This window comes from Acidovorax sp. SRB_24 (genome assembly GCF_012931925.1).
The window spans coordinates 21,111-36,829 of record NZ_MWOM01000040.1 but is presented as its reverse complement, the minus strand read 5'-3'; the positions used below and the strand labels follow the sequence as shown (position 1 = coordinate 36,829).

Genomic DNA, 15,719 nt, shown 5'->3' with positions numbered 1-15,719 from the left:
CCTCTTGGGCCCGCCCCCCGGCGCGACCGACCCGGAGCCTCTGGCAAACCGTGCGCCGGACCCGGAAACCGACAACCAGGCCAGCGCGCCCTCTCCCGACCCTGCCGCCGAGACTGCCCCCGACCACGGGCCGGGCCCGCAGCCGCTCCTTGCGGCCGAGGCGCCGGACGCCCCTTCAGAGGCCCCCGCGCCGGCGCCCGCCGCAGGCACGACAGCAGCGATCGACATCGCCGTGCCGGGCACGGGCGCACCCGGGGACAGCGCAGCGCCCCGCCCGGTGCGCATTCCGCCTCCCGTGCGCCTGGATTTCGAGGTCAGCGGGCAGGCCAAGAAGCTCCACTACAGCGCGCGCGCCGAACTGCTGTGGCAGCACGACGGCCAGCACTACCAGGCGCGCCAGGAGATCAAGCTGCTGTTCCTGGGCGCGCGCACGCAGACCAGCGAGGGCGACATCGCCGCGGGCGGCCTGCAGCCCCGGCGCTTCGGCGACCGCGCACGCAGCGAACAGGCCGCGCACTTCGATTACGCCCACAACCGGATCACGTTCAGCGCCAACACGCCCGAAGCCGTTCTGGTGCCGGGCACGCAGGACCGGCTCAGCGTGTTCCTCCAGCTCGGCGCCCTGCTGGCCGCGGCGCCCGAACGCTACCCGGTGGGCACCCGCATCAGCGTGGCCACGGCAAGCGCGCGCGCGGCCGACGTCTGGTCGTTCACCATCGAGGGCGAGGAAACGCTGGACCTGCCCGTGGGCGCCACCCCGGCGCTGAAACTGGAGCGCCTGCCGCGCCGCGACTACGACCAGAAGGCCGAGCTGTGGCTCGCGCCCGCCCTGGGCTACCTGCCCGTGCGCATCCGCCTCACCCAGGCCAACGGCGACTTTGCCGACCTGCGCCTGAGCGGCCACGCCGCGCCCTGAACCGGGGCCAAGGCCCCGCCAGCGAAGGTGATTGGCATCCGTGAAATACTGGGGCAGGCCCCCGGGCCGCACCGCAGGACTTGAACTCCGCGCCCGCGCTGTCATCTGACAGACACACAGACCAGGGAGAACACCATGCACATGCTCTACGACTCAGAATCTTTTGTGGTGGTCCACATGCTGACAGACGCCGTGAAGCCGCTCGATGCCACGTCGGCGGACAGCCCCGCCCCCGCCCCACAGCTGGCCCGCCACGGCTTCGAGATCGTGGACAAGCGCTCGGGCAAGGAGGTCTACCTCGATGGCTCGTGGGCAGAAATGTTCCAGCAGGTCATCCTGGCATGGCAGCGCGACGCACCGACGCAGGAGGAAGTGGAAGACACGCTGGACCGCTACACGGGCCTGGCGCAGAACCCGGTGGTGGTGCACTGACCAAGCAAAACACCAGTCAAATCCGCCACAAACACTTACCCATCAAACGCCAGAAGCTATCATTATAATAGCGCCAATCAGGGCGCAGCGCCCCGGCGCTGGCGCATGTCCTGGGCCATGCGCTGCAGCGCGTCGGCGCCGAGCAGGGCGCGCGCCGCCGGGTACACCAGGTCTTCCTCGCTGCGGATGTGCGCGGCGTAGGCTGTGGCGAAGCGCGCGAACGCGGCCTCGTCCTGCGCGCTGAAGGCGGTTTTTTTCCCTTCGGCCAGCGCCTGCAAGGCCGTGCGCGCGGCCTGCCAGTCGGCGTCCATGCGCGCATGGTCCTGCTGCAGCTGCCGCACCCGCGCCGCCATGGCGGCGTCACCGTGCGCCAGCAGCGGCGGAAACACGTGCAACTCTTCGTCTTCGTGGTGCAGAGGCGCGGCGAGGTCGAAGTAGAGCAGCACATCGTGCGCCGCCTGGCGCGCGGAGTCGTCGCAGGCCTGGCCGTGCAGGTAGCCGACCAGCCTCTGCAGCAGCGCCAGCGTGCGCTGCACGCGCTCGTGGCAGGCCTCGAGCATCTCGAACGGCGTGTCAAAGCCCACGGCGGGCGCGCCGAAGCCGGGCAGGGCCGCGTTGCCGGCCATGGCGCTCAGCCCAGCCGCACCGGCTCGCCCTGCCGATTGAACGGGATGAACGCGTCCACCCGGCCCTCCTTCACAGCGTCCACCATGCGCTGCAGCGGCGCCTCGGCCTCCTCGCTGCTGGGCGCGCGGTGCAGCGTGCCAGACAGCGCGGCGGCGAACACCATGGCCCAGTCGTGACCGAACTGGGCGGATTCGTCCACCAGTGCGGCAAACGAGGCAATGTCTTCGGGCCGCTTGTCCACGCACATCAGCGGCACCAGCGCGCCGCCCTGCCCGGCCGCGAAATCGGCGCGCTGTGCGGGCGTGGCATCGCCCGGCAGCTCGGCGCCGGCGAACACGAACAGCAGCCTCTGGGGCTCGGGCTGCGAGCGGGCGGCCTGCAGCAAATCGTCAAAACTCGCAATTTCCATGGGTGTTCTCCGACATCACAGCAAAGGGTCTGCGCGCGACGGCTCGTCGGGGGGCTCGCCGCCGAGGGTGCGCAGGTAATCGGTGGGCACGGGACGCAGGCGCGCGCGCTTGCGCGACTGCACCGTGCCCAGGCTCAGGAAGCACAGCGCGTGCTCGCCCGCGCCCAGGCCAAACAGTGTGCGCAAGCCCGCGGACTTGAGCGCCTTGCCGCTGGTCAGCGCCGAGCCGTAGCCCAGCGCCGTGGCCATGAGCAGCATGTTCTGCACCGCGCAGCCGGCCGACACGATGCGCTCGTGCAGGTCGATCTGCGGGTCGCCGCGCTCGCCGTCCACCACCACGAGCAAAAGCTCGGGCGAGCGATAGGCCTTGTCGCGCGCCTGCGCCACCTGCTCGGGCGTGGCGCGGGCGTCGCGCCCGAGCAGGGCGGCGGCGAACACCTCGGCCAGCGGCCCGCGCTGCGCCTGCGGCACCCGCACCAGGCGCCAGGGCAGGATCTGCCCGTGGTCGGGCGCCTGGCCGGCGGCGGCCACGATCTGCGCGAACTCGGCAGCCGGGGGCGCGGGCTCGGCCAGGCGCTTGGGCAGGATGGTCTGGCGCGCCTGGATCAGCGTGGCAGCCACCGCGGCCAGCTCGCCGGGCGCGGCCGCGGGCGTGCCGCCTTCAACCGGGGCGACCATCGGCGCGCAAGCGTCCATACCAGTCTCCCAGCCGCACCCCCCATACCGCCACCACGGCGGCCCACAGCAGCGCGGCCGCCAGCAGCAGCCACGCCGACGCGGCACCGGGCAGCGCCGCCGCGATGCGCAGCACGGTGGCCGCCTGCAAGGCCCAAAAAAGCGACCAGACCGTCCGGTCGGCCACCAGGGCACGGCCGCTGTGCCCGCACGACACGCGCGTGACCATGGCCAGCATCAGCGAGGCCAGGCACCCCATGGTGAGCGCATGCAGGGCCCCCAGGCCGAGCACGGGCGCGCCCTGCGCCAGGCCCAGCAACTGGGATACGCCAGCGAGCACCAGCGCCAGCCCCAACCACAGAAAGCCCAGGTGCAGCATGGCCAGCAGCCGGTTCTTGAGGCTTTGCACCACGCCCCACACGCCGGCCAGCCACAGCAGCACGGCGCCCACGGCCAGTTCCAGCACGCCGCGCACCAGCAGCCACAGCGGCGCCACCGGCCCCTGCAGCGGCCCGTCGAGCTCGACCCACACGGCAGCGGCCTCGAGGGCGGCGGCGGCCAACATCAGCCACAGCACCCAGAACGGGCGCCACACGGCGATGAACGGCAGGGCGCTCGACGTGAAAAACGGGATCATGCGGTGCGCCACCGTGACGTACACCACCACGACGAAGCCCCACAACGCCGTGAGCACGCAGGCGCGCGCCACGGCCGGCGCATCCAGCGCCAGGCCGAGCACGGCGCCCATGGCGCTCAGGCTGCCGACGGCGCAGGCCACGGCGATGGCGCGCGCATGCACCTGGTCGTCGGCGCGGCTGCGCAGCACCAGCCACCAAAACAGTGCCGTCATCCACGCCAGGCCGAGCGCCGCCAGCGCCGCACCCGCGATGGCCCAGCGCGCCGCCATATGGGCGCCCCCCAGCCACAGCAGCCAGCCCAGGGCCTGCAGCAGCAGGGGCGGCAGCAGCGTGCGCGTCCCCCAGGGCGCAACCCCCAGCCACTTGGGGCCGGCGGTGAACAAAAAACCCGAAAAGAACAGCGGAATGAAGCCCAGCACCATCACGGCGGCATGCACGAGCGACGGCGACAGCGCATAGGGCAGCCCCAGCAGTCCGCTCGCCCGGTCCACCTGCACCAGCGCCCACCACACCCCCGAAGCCCCCAGCAGCACCATCGCCAGGAAAAACCCCAGCCGGTGCGGAGCCCGCATCAGGTAGACCGGCCGCCAGCGGGGGTCGGGCGGCGCCAGCCCATCGGGTGCAGGCTTGCCCGGTGCCCCAGGCCGCGCGGTGGCGGGGCGCAGGCTCATCCGCAGGTGCCGAGGTGGCCGCACTGGGTGCAGTAGTCGCAACCGTCCTTGCGGATGACCGCGTGCGCGCCGCACTCGCTGCATTTCTGGCCGGCCATGATGGGCGGCATGGCGGCCACGGCCACCGCAGGCGCCTCGGCCAGCGCCGGCACATCGACGCCCAGGTTCTTGCGGACGCGCCGCGCCAGGATGTTCTGCACTGCGTAGGCGATGGCGGCCACTTCGGAGTCGTGCCACATGGGCACATGCGTGCCATCGGCCTTCTGGTGCGTGCCCAGGCGCACGGGGCCGCGGTCCCAGGCGACCTTGCGCATGTCGCTGAGCGCACGCTCGAGGAAGCCGCCGCGCGCCGCCAGCGACAGCAGGCGCATGCTCGACGTCACCCATTGCTGCGACTCGCCGCTCTGGCCCACGGGCATGAAGAACTCGATCGCGCGGTCGACCGTGCCGGTGCCGTCGGCATTGGGCACGGGCAGGAAGGACACCACGAGGTACAGGCGCTTCTGGCCTTCCTGCGTCCAGTACTCCACTTTCTCGGCCACGGCCGACAGCGCGCCCTTGGGGCGGCTCTCGATCACGGTGCGCATCGGGTCCACCGGGGCCGCGGCCGGCGCCTGCGGCGCAGCCTCGGCGGGGGCGTGGGTTTCGAGCACCGCACCCAGGATGCTGTTGGGGCGGTAGGTGGCCAGCCCCTTGAGGCGCGCGCGCCAGGCCTGCAGGTACAGGCCCTTGAAGTCGTCGTACGGGTAGTCGGCCGGGATGTTCACGGTCTTGGAGATGGCCGTGTCCACGAAGGGCTGCACCGCCTGCATCATCGCGATGTGGCCGTCGGCCGACATCTCGAGCGCCGAGACGAAGTACGCGGGCAGACGCGCCACGTCGCCGCCGAGCTCGCGGTACAGGCGCCAGGAATGGTCTTCGACCGCGTACTCGGAAGTGCTGCCGTCGCCCTCGCGCTTCCTGCGCTTGTACATCCACGAGAACGGCGGCTCGATGCCGTTCGAGGCGTTGTCGGCAAAGGCCAGGCTCACGGTGCCGGTGGGCGCGATCGACAGCAGGTGGCTGTTGCGGATGCCGTGCTTGCGGATGTCCTTTTGCAGCGCTGCTGGCAGGCGGCTGGCAAACGTGCCGGTGGCCAGGTAGCCCTCGGCGTCGAATTTCGGGAAGGCGCCCTTCTCGCGCGCCAGCGCCACGGACGCGGCATAGGCGGCGTCGCGCATGCGCTCGGCGATGCGCGCCGCCATGGCGCGGCCCTCGGGCGCGTCGTAGCGCAGGCACAACATGGCCAGGGTGTTGCCCATGCCGGTGAAGCCCACGCCGATGCGGCGCTTGGCGTGCGCCTCTTCGCGCTGCTGGGGCAGGGGCCAGAAGGTCAGGTCGAGCACGTTGTCGAGGGCGCGCACCTGCAGCGCCACCGATTTTTCAAACGCGTCGAAGTCGAACGCCGCTTCGCCCGACAGGCCGAACGGGTGGCGCACAAAGCGCGTCAGGATGACGGGGCCGAGGTCGCAGCAGCCGTACGAGGGCAGCGGCTGCTCGCCGCACGGGTTGGTGGCCTCGATGGACTCGCAGTAGTGCAGGTTGTTGTCGGTGTTGATGTGGTCGAGGAACAGGATGCCGGGCTCGGCGAAGTCGTAGGCCGACTTCATGATGGTGTCCCACAGCTCCTGCGCCGGCAGCGTCTGGTAGACCCACTGGCCGTCGGCCCGCTGGTAGGCGCCCTGCGCCATCAGCGTGGCGCCCGGCCGCGCCTGGTGCACGAGCTCCCACGGCTGGTCATTCTGCACCGCCTCGATGAAGGCATCGGAGACGCCCACCGAGACATTGAAATTGTTCCAGCGCCCCGGCGTGCGCTTGGCGGTGATGAAGTCCATCACGTCGGGGTGGTCGATGCGCAGCACGCCCATCTGCGCGCCGCGGCGCGCGCCGGCGCTCTCGACCGTGGAGCACGACTGGTCGAACACGTTGATGTAGCTGCACGGGCCCGAGGCCATCGAATGCGTGCCCTTGACCTGCGCGCCGCGCGGGCGGATGCGCGAGAAGTCGTAGCCCACGCCGCCGCCGCGCCGCATGGTTTCGGCCGCTTCGCGCAGCGCTTCGTAGATGCCGGGGTAGCCGCCCTCGTCCACCCCCTGGATGCAGTCGCCCACGGGCTGCACGAAGCAGTTGATGAGCGTGGCCTGGATGTCGGTGCCGGCGGCGCTCATGATGCGGCCCGCGCCGATGGCGCCGGCGTGCAGGTTGGCCAGGAACAGCGCTTCGTATTTTTCCCGCTCGCCCTCGGCCTCGACCGAGGCCAGCGCGCGTGCCACGCGGCGGTACAGGTCTTCGGCGCTGGTTTCGCCGGCCTTGAGGTATTTTTCTTTCAGCACATCGAGGCTGATGGGCTGGGTGGCGGTCACGTCGTGCGCGCGGCCGAGGTCTTCGCGTTTCATGGGGTCTGCCTTGGGAAAAGGCGGCGCAGCACCGGGCACGCGCAGCCGTGGAAGGGGTTGCGCAGCGCACCGGGTCCCGGAAACAGGACAAGGTGGGCGCTGCGCAGACGGCAAGAATAGACCTTTTTGGCGACAGACCCGCGCAAGTCCCGCCCCGGCGTGGTGGTTAAAACGCATTCCTGACGCAGCGCAATCTTGGTGCATCTGTCCTGCGGTCCCCAGCGGCACGGGCTCGGGCGGAGGCGCCGTCCACGCCCCGCACCGGGGGCGGCGCCCCTTCGCGGATCCACTGGGTGGGAATCCGGCCTTTGGCATCGAAACAAGGCTCTAGCGCCTGCCAGCCGTATGCAGATAGCTATCAAAGTCATAGTTCCCGGTGGCCCCAGGAATTTCAGGCATGGAACCCGGGCATGGCGCGCTGGCTCAATCGCAAATCACCTGCCCATCGTGCTCGACATACGGGGCATACGGGCCGGTGCCGCTGTTCGTGGCCACCGAGGCGGCGACGAAATTGCCTGTCTTGACATCGAAGACATGGACTTCGCCGTCCTCAATGACGTAATGCCAGCCGTGCAGGCTGATCTGCCCCGCCAGCACGCGGCTGCGCACCATGGGAAATTCCATCAGCCGGCCCAGTTGCAGCACCACGGCGCGCTGCTCGGTGCGGCGCAAGGCCTCGGGGCATGGCTGGACCGGCAGCACCGCCTCGCGCCCCAGGTCGAGCCAGCGCAGCAGGTTGTGGGCTTCGGAGGGCACCTCGCCATACAGCGCCTTGATGGCACCGCAGTGGCTGTGACCGCAGACCACGATCCGGCTGACCTGCAGGCTGAGCACGGCGAATTCGATGGCCGCCGCCGTGCCGTGGTGGCCGTGCGAGCCGTCGTAGGGCGGCACAAAAGCCCCCACATTGCGCACCAGAAACAGCTCGCCCGGACCGGCGCCGGTGAGCAGGTAAGGCAGCAGGCGCGAGTCGGAGCAGCCAATGAACAGCGTGGTCGGGTGCTGTCCGTCGGCCACCAGGTCCTGGAAACGCTGCTGGTGCAGCGGGAAATAGTCCGACTTGAAGCGCCGCAGGCGCACCAGCAGTTCGTCGCTGCTGTCAGCGCTGCTGTCGCTGTCGTTCGCGCTGTCGTGAGCCGGCGCGTCCATGCCTACTGCACCAGCGGGGAGTCGGCGGCGTCCAGTGCGATGTGTTCCAGCGTGGCCTCGCCCGCCAGCAGGGCCATGTACTGGTGCAGCGCGCGAGCGCGCGACTGCATCGCCAGCAGGCGCGCTATGCGCTCGCGCACCTCGGCGTAGGTGGGCTGGGTTCCCTCGCGGCGCTCCAGCACCTCTACGATGTGGAAGCCAAACCGGCTGTGCACCAGCCGCGGGAGCACGCCGACGCGGGCTTGGTGCTGCTGTGTGTGGAACAGCGCCTGCGCCAGTTCGGGCGCGCAGTCGTCCGGGCCGATCCATCCCAGGTCGCCGCCCTGGGTGCTGGTGGGGCAGTTGGACAGTTCGGTCGCCAGCTGCGCAAAGCGTCCGGGCGGGCTGTCTGCGTGGGTCAGTTCCAGCAGGGCTTTTTCCGCATGCACTGCCAGCGCCTGCACGTTGGTGCCGGGCGTGACCGCAAACAGGATGTGCCGCACATGCAGCGCCTGCCCCACGGTGAACTGCGCAGCGTGCGCCTGGTGGTAGCGCTGGCACTCGGCCTCCTGCGGCTGCGGACTGCGGACGTCCGCGTCGACCAGCTGTTCGAGGATTTGGCGCTCCGGCTCGCCCAGTTCGGGCGCCACGCTGCCCGCGTGGGCCGGCAACAGCCTCTGCGCCACCGCGCGCTGGCGCAGCAGTTCGGCATAGGCGCGTTCGCGCAGTTCGTCCTCGGCAGGGCGCTGCCCCGGGAGGTGCAGGGCCACGCCGTTGATGGTGGCCGTGGGCCCGCTCCGGGTGCCGGCCGCCGCGGCATCGGCAGGGGCAGCCGCGCTGCCACAACCGCATCCGCTGCCGCAACCGGAAGAGGAAGAGGAAGAGGGAGCGGCGTTCATGAGAACTCTCCTTTGGGCGAGGCGGCGCCCGTCGGGGCCTGGGCGACCGGGCGGTGGGCGGGATGGACCGCCTGCACCGGCTGCGGCGCGTGCGACGAGCGCGTGGTGACGCCCACGTCCAAGCGCCGGCTGCGCACCACCTGGTAGGGCCGGAACAGGTAGCCCACCGACGCAAAACCGCTCCACACGTGCACCAGGCGGCTGAACGGGAACAGCAGGAAGATCGTCATGCCGAAGACGATGTGAAACAGGTAGGGCCAGGGCAAGCCGGCCAGCACCTCGGCATCGACCGTGCGCAGCGTCAGGATGCGCTGCGCCCAGTCGGCCAGGATCAGCATCACGCTGCCGTCGGAATGCGCCCACGAAAAAGGCAGCGTGATCAGGCCCACGACCAACTGCACCCACAGGATCAGCAGGATCGCCAGGTCGGTCTTGTGGCTGGTGTAGCGGATGCGCTCGTCGAACATGCGACGGTAGATCAGCATCGACAGGCCGATGAAGCAGAGGACACCGAACAGACCGCCCGAGTAGATGGCGATTTTCTGCTTGACCGAAGCTTCGAGAAAGTGCGCATAGAACGCATGCGGCGCCAGCAGGCCGATCAGATGGCCAAAGAACAAAAACAGGATGCCGACGTGGAACAAATTGCTGCCCCAGCGCAGCAGCCCGGTGCGCAGCAGCTGCGACGAATCGCTTTTCCAGGTGTACTGGTCGCGGTCGAAGCGCAGCAGGCTGCCGAGCAGGAACACCGCCAGGCAGATGTAGGGGTAGACCCCGAAGAGAAAACCGTGCAGGGAAGTCATCGCTGTGCTCCTTGGGTGGGGCGTGCCTGGCGCGCGGCGTGGGGCACGATGTGGATGGGTTGCGGCTGGTCGGGCCGCGCCTGGCCTTTGGACGAGCAGCCGTCAAACACCACCGGCTCCTGCCAGACAGCGTCCATCGGCTCTTCGGCGACGATCTCGACCGGCGAAGCTTTCTCGCCCGCCAGTTCGAGCAAGGCGCCCAGGACGCAGGCATAGGGGCTTGCGCGCTGCTGCAGGGCCGCAAAGAGGGCATTGAAGATGTGTGCCATTTCGGCGAGGAACTCGCGCGCCTGGCGCGGCGGCTGCGTGGAGGTGAACTCCAGCACCACCGGCAGGAAGTCGGGCATTTCGCCCTCGCCCAGGAACATGCCGGCCTGCTCGTAGGTTTTGGCCAGATCGATCATGGCCGGGCCGCGGTCGCGCGAGTCACCATGCACATGCTCGAACAGGTGCAGCGAGGTGGCGCGGCCGCGGTCGAACAGCTCGACATAGTCGGCCTCGGCTTCCAACGCCGCTTTGCGCTCCAGGGTATCGATCAGCGCGTCGAGCTCCGCCAGGCGCGGCGCAGGCAGCGCCTGCTCCTGCAGCAGCGCAGCGCGCAGCCCGGGCAGGTGGGCGCGCAGTTCCGCATCGGGGTAGCCGAGCAGCCGCGCCAGCACGCGCAGGCTTCGGGTCGCAGTGGGGGTGTGGTTGAACAGGGCCATGGCTCAGACCTCCACCTTGATGGGAATGGTGCGTTTCTTGCTGCCGCCAAACAGGCTGACCTCGCTGCTGCCTTCAGAGCAGCCGTTGCCAAAGGTGAAACCGCAGCCACCGCGCACGTCGAACGCGTTTTCGGCGTATTCGCGGTGGGTCGTCGGGATCACGAAGCGGTCTTCGTAGTTGGCAATCGCCATGGTGTGGTACATGTCCTCGACCTGCGCCACGGTCAGGCCGGCCTGCGCCAGCACCGCCAGGTTCTGTTCGTGGTCGACATGCTTGCTGCGCTGGTACGAGCGCATCGCCAGCATGCGCTGCAGCGCGCGCACCACCGGCGCGGTGTCGCCGCCCGTGAGCATGTTGGCCAGGTACTGCACGGGGATGCGCATCTGGGAAATGTCGGGCAGCTCGCCGTGGATGCCGATCTGACCGGCATTGGCCGCCGAAGTGATCGGCGAGAGCGGGGGCACATACCAGACCATGGGCAGCGTGCGGTACTCGGGGTGCAGCGGCAGCGCCACCTTCCAGTCGACCGCCATCTTGTAGACCGGGCTCTTGCGCGCGCTTTCAAGCCAGGCCTCGGGAATGCCGTCCTTGCGCGCTTGCGCGATCACGGCCGGGTCGTGCGGGTTGAGGAAGATGCCCAGCTGCGCCTGGTACAGGTCCTTGTCGTTTTCGACGCTGGCGGCTTCCTGGATGCGGTCGGCGTCGTACAGCACCACACCGAGGTAGCGGATGCGACCGACGCAGGTTTCACTGCACACGGTCGGCTGGCCGGCCTCGATGCGCGGGTAGCAGAAGGTGCACTTCTCGGCCTTGCCGCTCTTCCAGTTGTAGTAGATCTTCTTGTACGGGCAGCCCGAGACGCACATGCGCCAACCGCGGCACTTGTCCTGGTCGATCAGCACGATGCCGTCTTCCTCGCGCTTGTAGATCGAGCCCGACGGGCACGAGGCCACGCAGCTTGGGTTCAGGCAGTGCTCGCACAGGCGCGGCAAATACATCATGAAGGTGTTTTCGAACTGCCCCACCATGTCTTTTTGCACCTGCTCGAAGCTGTCGAGGTTGGCGTCCTTGCTGCGCTTGGAGAACTCACCGCCGAGGATTTCCTCCCAGTTCGGGCCCCACTCGATCTTCTCCATGCGCTTGCCGGTGATCAGGCTGCGCGGCTGCGCCGTGGGCGCGGCCTTCATTTCGGGCGCCGACTGCAGGTGGTCGTAATCAAACGTGAAAGGCTCGTAGTAGTCGTCGATCTGCGGCATGTTCGGGTTGGCGAACAGGCGCATCAACATCTTCCACTTGCCGCCCTGGCGCGGCTCGATGGACCCGTCGGCGCGGCGCACCCAGCCGCCGTTCCACTTGTCCTGGTTTTCCCACTCCTTGGGGTAACCGATGCCGGGCTTGGTCTCGACGTTGTTGAACCAGGCGTACTCCATGCCCGGGCGGCTGGTCCAGACGTTCTTGCAGGTGACCGAACAGGTGTGGCAGCCAATGCACTTGTCCAGGTTCAGCACCATGCCGATTTGCGCGCGTACTCTCATGCCGACTCTCCCTGTTGCTGCACCGCGAAGGCGCGTTCGTCCTGGCGTGGCGTGTCCAGCCAATCCACCTTGTGCATCTTGCGCACGACGACGAATTCGTCGCGGTTGGTGCCGATGGTTCCGTAGTAGTTGAAGCCGTACGACAGTTGCGCGTAGCCGCCGATCATGTGCGTGGGTTTCAGGACGACGCGCGTGACCGAGTTGTGGATGCCGCCACGGTGCCCCGTGATCTCCGAGCCGGGCGTGTTGACGATCTTTTCCTGCGCGTGGTACATGATCACCATGCCGGGCTTGATGCGCTGGCTGACCACGGCGCGTGCGGTGAGCGCGCCGTTGACGTTGTAGGCCTCGACCCAGTCGTTGTCCTCTACGCCGATCGCCTTGGCGTCGTCTTCGCTGAGCCAGACGATCGGGCCGCCCCGGCTCAGGGTCAGCATCAGGAGGTTGTCGGTGTAGGTCGAGTGGATCCCCCACTTCTGGTGCGGCGTGATGAAATTCAGCAGGATTTCCGCATTGCCGTTCGCGCGGATACCATGCACGCCGGCCGTTGCCTTCAGGTTCACGGGTGGCCGGTAGCTGGCAAAGCCTTCGCCAAAGGCGTGCATCCACGGGTGGTCCTGGTAGAACTGCTGGCGGCCGGTCAGCGTGCGCCAAGGGATGTACTCGTTTACGTTGGTGTAGCCGGCGTTGTACGACACGGTTTCGGACTCGATGCCGCTCCAGGTCGGCGAGCTGATGATCTTGCGCGGCTGCGCCTGGATGTCGCGGAAGCGGATTTTTTCGTCCTCGCGGTGCAGCGCCAAGTGTGTGTGCTCGCGCCCGGTCTGCTTGCCCAGCGCGGCCCAGGCCTTCACCGCGACGTGGCCGTTGGTCTCGGGCGCGAGCTGCAGCACCATTTCGCAGGCGTCGATGTCGCTGTCAATGCGCGGCATGCCCTGCGTCACGCCCGGCTCGGTCACCACTCCGCTGAGCTGCCCCAGCTGCGTGACTTCGGTCTCGGTGTTCCACGCAATGCCCTTGCCGCCGTTGCCGATCTTGTTGAGCAGCGGACCCACGGCCGTGAAGCGCTTGTAGACATTCGGGTAGTCGCGCTCGACCACCTGCATCTGCGGCGCCGTCTTCCCGGGAATCAGCTCGCATTCGCCGCGCTTCCAGTCCTTGACCTCGAAAGGCTGGGCCAGCTCGCCCGGGGTATCGTGCATGACCGGCGTCAGCACCATTTCCTTTTCGACGCCCAGGTGGCCGTCGCACAGCTCGCTGAACTTCTTCGCAAACCCCTTGTAGATCTCCCAGTCGCTCTTGGACTGCCACACCGGGTCCACGGCGGTGGACAGCGGGTGGATGAAGGGGTGCATGTCGCTGGTGTTGAGGTCGTTCTTCTCGTACCAGGTGGCCGTGGGCAGCACGATGTCCGAATACAGGCAGGTCGTGCTCATGCGGAAGTCGAGCGTGACCAGCAGGTCCAGCTTGCCCTCGGGCGCCTGGTCGTGCCAGACCACTTCTTCGGGCTTGGCGTCTTGGGCGCCCAGATCCTTGCCCTGCACGCCATTGGTGGTGCCCAGCAGGTGTTTGAGGAAGTATTCATGGCCCTTGCCCGACGAGCCAATGATGTTGGAGCGCCACACGAACATGTTGCGCGGCCAGTTGTCCGGGTGGTCGGGGTCTTCACAGCTCATTTTCAGCGAGCCGTCCTTCAGGGACTGGACCACGTAATCCTTAGGATCGAGTCCAGCGGCCTGCGCGTTCCTGACCACCTGCATCGGGTGGGTTTGCAGCTGCGGGGCACTCGGCAGCCAGCCCATGCGTTCGGCGCGCACGTTGTAGTCGATCATGCTGCCGCCGTAGAGCTTCTTGTCGGCCAGCGGCGAGAGCACTTCGTCGACCCCGAGCTTTTCATAGCGCCACTGGTCGGTGTGCGCGTAGAAGAAACTGGTGCTGTTCATCTGCCGCGGTGGGCGGATCCAGTCGAGCGCAAAGGCCAGCGGCGTCCAGCCGGTCTGCGGGCGCAGCTTCTCCTGACCCACGTAATGCGACCAGCCCCCGCCGCTCTTGCCGATGCAGCCGCACATCATCAGCATGTTGATGACGCTGCGGTAGTTCATGTCACTGTGGTACCAGTGGTTCATGCCGGCACCGATGATGACCATGGACCGGCCTTCGGTCTTGTCGGCGTTCTCGGCAAACTGGCGCGCCACGGCAATGATCTGGTCGCGCGGCACGCCGGTGATCTGCTCCTGCCAGGCCGGCGTGTAAGGGGTGTTGTCGTCAAAGTCGGCTGCCGCCAGCTCGCCCGGCAGGCCGCGTGCAATGCCGTACTGCGCCACCTGCAGGTCGAACACGGTGGCCACCAGCACCTCCCGGGCTTCACCGTCCGTGCCGAGGGCGATGCGCTGCACCGGCACGGTGCGCACCAGCACATCGCTTTGCTCGTTGTTCGGGAAATGCTCGTGGTGGACTCCGCCGAAATACGGGAAACCCACACGGGCGCTGTCGTGGTCCGCCGCGTCGCCTTCGAGCGTGGACAGCCTGAGCGCCACATCCTTGCCCTCGCGTGCTTCCTTGGCCTCCAGGTTCCACTGCCCGGCATCGGCCCGGCCGTCCGGCCCCCAGCGGAAACCGATCGCGCCCTGCGGCGTGACGACCTGGCCGTCCGCGTCAAAGGCCACGGTCTTCCAGTCGGGGTTGTTGTCCTGTCCGAGCCGGTCGGCAAAGTCGGAGGCGCGCACATAGCGGTCGGGCACCATCACGGATTCGCCGCTGGCCAGCGTGTGCGCCTTGAGCATGACCAGCATCGGCAAATCGGTGTAGCGGCGCGCGTAGTCGTCGAAGTAGGCCGAGCGCGGCTTGCCGTTGCCGCCAAAGTAGAAATCCTTGAGGATCACATGGCCCATCGCCATCGCGACCGCGGCGTCGGTGCCCTGCTTCGGGTGCAGCCACAGGTCGGACAGCTTGGCGACCTCGGAGTAGTCGGGCGTGATGGCGACGGTCTTGGTGCCCTTGTAGCGCACCTCGGTGAAGAAGTGCGCGTCCGGCGTGCGCGTCTGCGGCACGTTCGAGCCCCAGGCGATGATGAAGCTCGAGTTGTACCAGTCGGCCGACTCGGGCACGTCGGTCTGCTCGCCCCAGACCTGCGGGCTGGACGGCGGCAGGTCGCAGTACCAGTCGTAAAAGCTCATGCACACGCCACCGATCAACGACAGGTAGCGCGACCCGGCCGCATAGCTGACCATCGACATCGCCGGGATCGGCGAGAAACCGATGATGCGGTCGGCGCCGTGCTGCGCGATGGTGTAGACGTTGGACGCGGCAATGATCTCGTTGACCTCGTCCCAGGTCGAGCGTACAAAGCCTCCGAGGCCGCGCACGCTCTGGTAATCACGGCGCTTGGCGTCGTCCTGCACCACGGCGGCCCAGGCCTCGACTGGGGAAAGGGTCAAGCGTGCCTCGCGCCAGTGCTTGAGCAGACGGGCGCGCACCATCGGGTACTTGACGCGGTTGGCGCTGTAGAGATACCAGCTGTAGCTGGCGCCGCGCGAGCAGCCACGCGGCTCGTGGTTGGGCATGTCCCAGCGCGTGCGCGGGTAGTCGGTCTGCTGGGTCTCCCAGGTCACGATGCCACCCTTGACGTAGATCTTCCATGAGCACGAGCCGGTGCAGTTGACGCCGTGCGTGCTGCGAACGACCTTGTCGTGCGCCCAGCGGTTGCGGTAGGCGTCTTCCCAGGTGCGGTCTTCGGCGGTGGTGACGCCGTGCCCTCCCGAAAACGATTCCCGGGGCTGGGAAAAGTGGTTGAGGCGGTCGAGGAAATGGCTCATCGGGAGGCTCCTTTTCGTTTCTGCAGGCAAG

The 15,719-nt window shown here is 68.2% G+C and carries 13 protein-coding genes; 2 read left to right on the top strand and 11 right to left on the bottom strand.

Going from position 1 to position 15,719, the window contains the following annotated elements; translation table 11 throughout:
* Together B2J89_RS14030 and B2J89_RS14025 are read left to right on the top strand one after the other, a co-directional pair.
* Positions 1–916, top strand: a 916-nt coding sequence (locus tag B2J89_RS14030) for a DUF3108 domain-containing protein (RefSeq protein ID WP_169169709.1), incomplete at its 5' end; no start/stop codon positions are given.
* A gap of 135 nt (positions 917–1,051) precedes the next feature.
* On the top strand, positions 1,052–1,348 hold the full coding sequence (locus tag B2J89_RS14025) for a DUF3567 domain-containing protein (protein ID WP_169169708.1): 297 nt from the start codon (positions 1,052–1,054) through the stop codon (positions 1,346–1,348).
* Positions 1,349–1,425: 77 nt separating this feature from the next.
* Here the strand turns inward: B2J89_RS14025 and B2J89_RS14020 are convergent, their stop codons facing one another.
* The 11 genes from B2J89_RS14020 to B2J89_RS13970 all read right to left on the bottom strand — a co-directional run bounded on the left by B2J89_RS14020 (position 1,426) and on the right by B2J89_RS13970 (position 15,688).
* Positions 1,426–1,974 (bottom strand): hemerythrin domain-containing protein, encoded by a 549-nt coding sequence (locus B2J89_RS14020; protein ID WP_169169707.1) that lies wholly within the window; start codon positions 1,972–1,974, stop codon positions 1,426–1,428.
* Between the two features lie 5 nt (positions 1,975–1,979).
* A complete protein-coding gene (locus tag B2J89_RS14015; protein WP_169169706.1) occupies positions 1,980–2,384 on the bottom strand; it encodes a ribonucleotide reductase subunit alpha in 405 nt (134 codons plus the stop codon).
* Positions 2,385–2,399: 15 nt separating this feature from the next.
* Positions 2,400–3,080 carry a nitroreductase gene (locus tag B2J89_RS14010; RefSeq protein ID WP_371809074.1) on the bottom strand — a complete coding sequence of 227 codons (681 nt, stop codon included), beginning with the start codon at positions 3,078–3,080 and terminating at the stop codon, positions 2,400–2,402.
* Entirely contained in the window at positions 3,046–4,368 is a 1,323-nt protein-coding gene (locus tag B2J89_RS14005) for an NnrS family protein (protein WP_240965029.1), read from the bottom strand. The genes B2J89_RS14010 and B2J89_RS14005 overlap by 35 nt, the downstream gene beginning before the upstream one ends.
* Positions 4,365–6,803 carry an adenosylcobalamin-dependent ribonucleoside-diphosphate reductase gene (locus tag B2J89_RS14000; protein ID WP_169169705.1) on the bottom strand — a complete coding sequence of 813 codons (2,439 nt, stop codon included), beginning with the start codon at positions 6,801–6,803 and terminating at the stop codon, positions 4,365–4,367. Before B2J89_RS14000 ends, B2J89_RS14005 begins: the two co-directional genes overlap by 4 nt.
* A gap of 423 nt (positions 6,804–7,226) precedes the next feature.
* Positions 7,227–7,952: a carbonic anhydrase gene (locus tag B2J89_RS13995; RefSeq protein ID WP_169169704.1), complete on the bottom strand. Its 726-nt coding sequence runs from the start codon at positions 7,950–7,952 to the stop codon at positions 7,227–7,229.
* Between the two features lie 2 nt (positions 7,953–7,954).
* Positions 7,955–8,830 (bottom strand): peptidylprolyl isomerase, encoded by an 876-nt coding sequence (locus B2J89_RS13990; RefSeq protein ID WP_169169703.1) that lies wholly within the window; start codon positions 8,828–8,830, stop codon positions 7,955–7,957.
* A complete protein-coding gene (gene narI, locus B2J89_RS13985) occupies positions 8,827–9,633 on the bottom strand; it encodes a respiratory nitrate reductase subunit gamma (RefSeq protein ID WP_206042735.1) in 807 nt (268 codons plus the stop codon). The genes B2J89_RS13990 and narI overlap by 4 nt, the downstream gene beginning before the upstream one ends.
* On the bottom strand, positions 9,630–10,337 hold the full coding sequence (narJ, locus tag B2J89_RS13980; RefSeq protein WP_205763837.1) for a nitrate reductase molybdenum cofactor assembly chaperone: 708 nt from the start codon (positions 10,335–10,337) through the stop codon (positions 9,630–9,632). Before narJ ends, narI begins: the two co-directional genes overlap by 4 nt.
* 3 nt (positions 10,338–10,340) lie before the next feature.
* Positions 10,341–11,873, bottom strand: a complete 1,533-nt coding sequence (gene narH / locus B2J89_RS13975; protein WP_169169702.1) for a nitrate reductase subunit beta — start codon at positions 11,871–11,873, stop codon at positions 10,341–10,343.
* Positions 11,870–15,688 (bottom strand): nitrate reductase subunit alpha, encoded by a 3,819-nt coding sequence (locus B2J89_RS13970; RefSeq protein ID WP_169169701.1) that lies wholly within the window; start codon positions 15,686–15,688, stop codon positions 11,870–11,872. Before B2J89_RS13970 ends, narH begins: the two co-directional genes overlap by 4 nt.
* Positions 15,689–15,719: the final 31 nt, after the last annotated feature.

What these genes read in the sequence shown, in the direction of transcription:
- B2J89_RS14010 (WP_371809074.1), bottom strand. Translation starts at nt 3,080, where the DNA reads ATGGACGCTTGCGCGCCGATGGTCGCCCCGGTTGAAGGCGGCACGCCC.
- B2J89_RS14025 (WP_169169708.1), top strand. Translation starts at nt 1,052, where the DNA reads ATGCACATGCTCTACGACTCAGAATCTTTTGTGGTGGTCCACATGCTG.
- narJ (WP_205763837.1), bottom strand. Translation starts at nt 10,337, where the DNA reads ATGGCCCTGTTCAACCACACCCCCACTGCGACCCGAAGCCTGCGCGTG.
- B2J89_RS14005 (WP_240965029.1), bottom strand. Translation starts at nt 4,368, where the DNA reads ATGAGCCTGCGCCCCGCCACCGCGCGGCCTGGGGCACCGGGCAAGCCT.
- narI (WP_206042735.1), bottom strand. Translation starts at nt 9,633, where the DNA reads ATGACTTCCCTGCACGGTTTTCTCTTCGGGGTCTACCCCTACATCTGC.
- B2J89_RS13970 (WP_169169701.1), bottom strand. Translation starts at nt 15,688, where the DNA reads ATGAGCCATTTCCTCGACCGCCTCAACCACTTTTCCCAGCCCCGGGAA.
- B2J89_RS13990 (WP_169169703.1), bottom strand. Translation starts at nt 8,830, where the DNA reads ATGAACGCCGCTCCCTCTTCCTCTTCCTCTTCCGGTTGCGGCAGCGGA.
- B2J89_RS14000 (WP_169169705.1), bottom strand. Translation starts at nt 6,803, where the DNA reads ATGAAACGCGAAGACCTCGGCCGCGCGCACGACGTGACCGCCACCCAG.
- B2J89_RS14020 (WP_169169707.1), bottom strand. Translation starts at nt 1,974, where the DNA reads ATGGCCGGCAACGCGGCCCTGCCCGGCTTCGGCGCGCCCGCCGTGGGC.
- B2J89_RS13995 (WP_169169704.1), bottom strand. Translation starts at nt 7,952, where the DNA reads ATGGACGCGCCGGCTCACGACAGCGCGAACGACAGCGACAGCAGCGCT.
- B2J89_RS14015 (WP_169169706.1), bottom strand. Translation starts at nt 2,384, where the DNA reads ATGGAAATTGCGAGTTTTGACGATTTGCTGCAGGCCGCCCGCTCGCAG.
- narH (WP_169169702.1), bottom strand. Translation starts at nt 11,873, where the DNA reads ATGAGAGTACGCGCGCAAATCGGCATGGTGCTGAACCTGGACAAGTGC.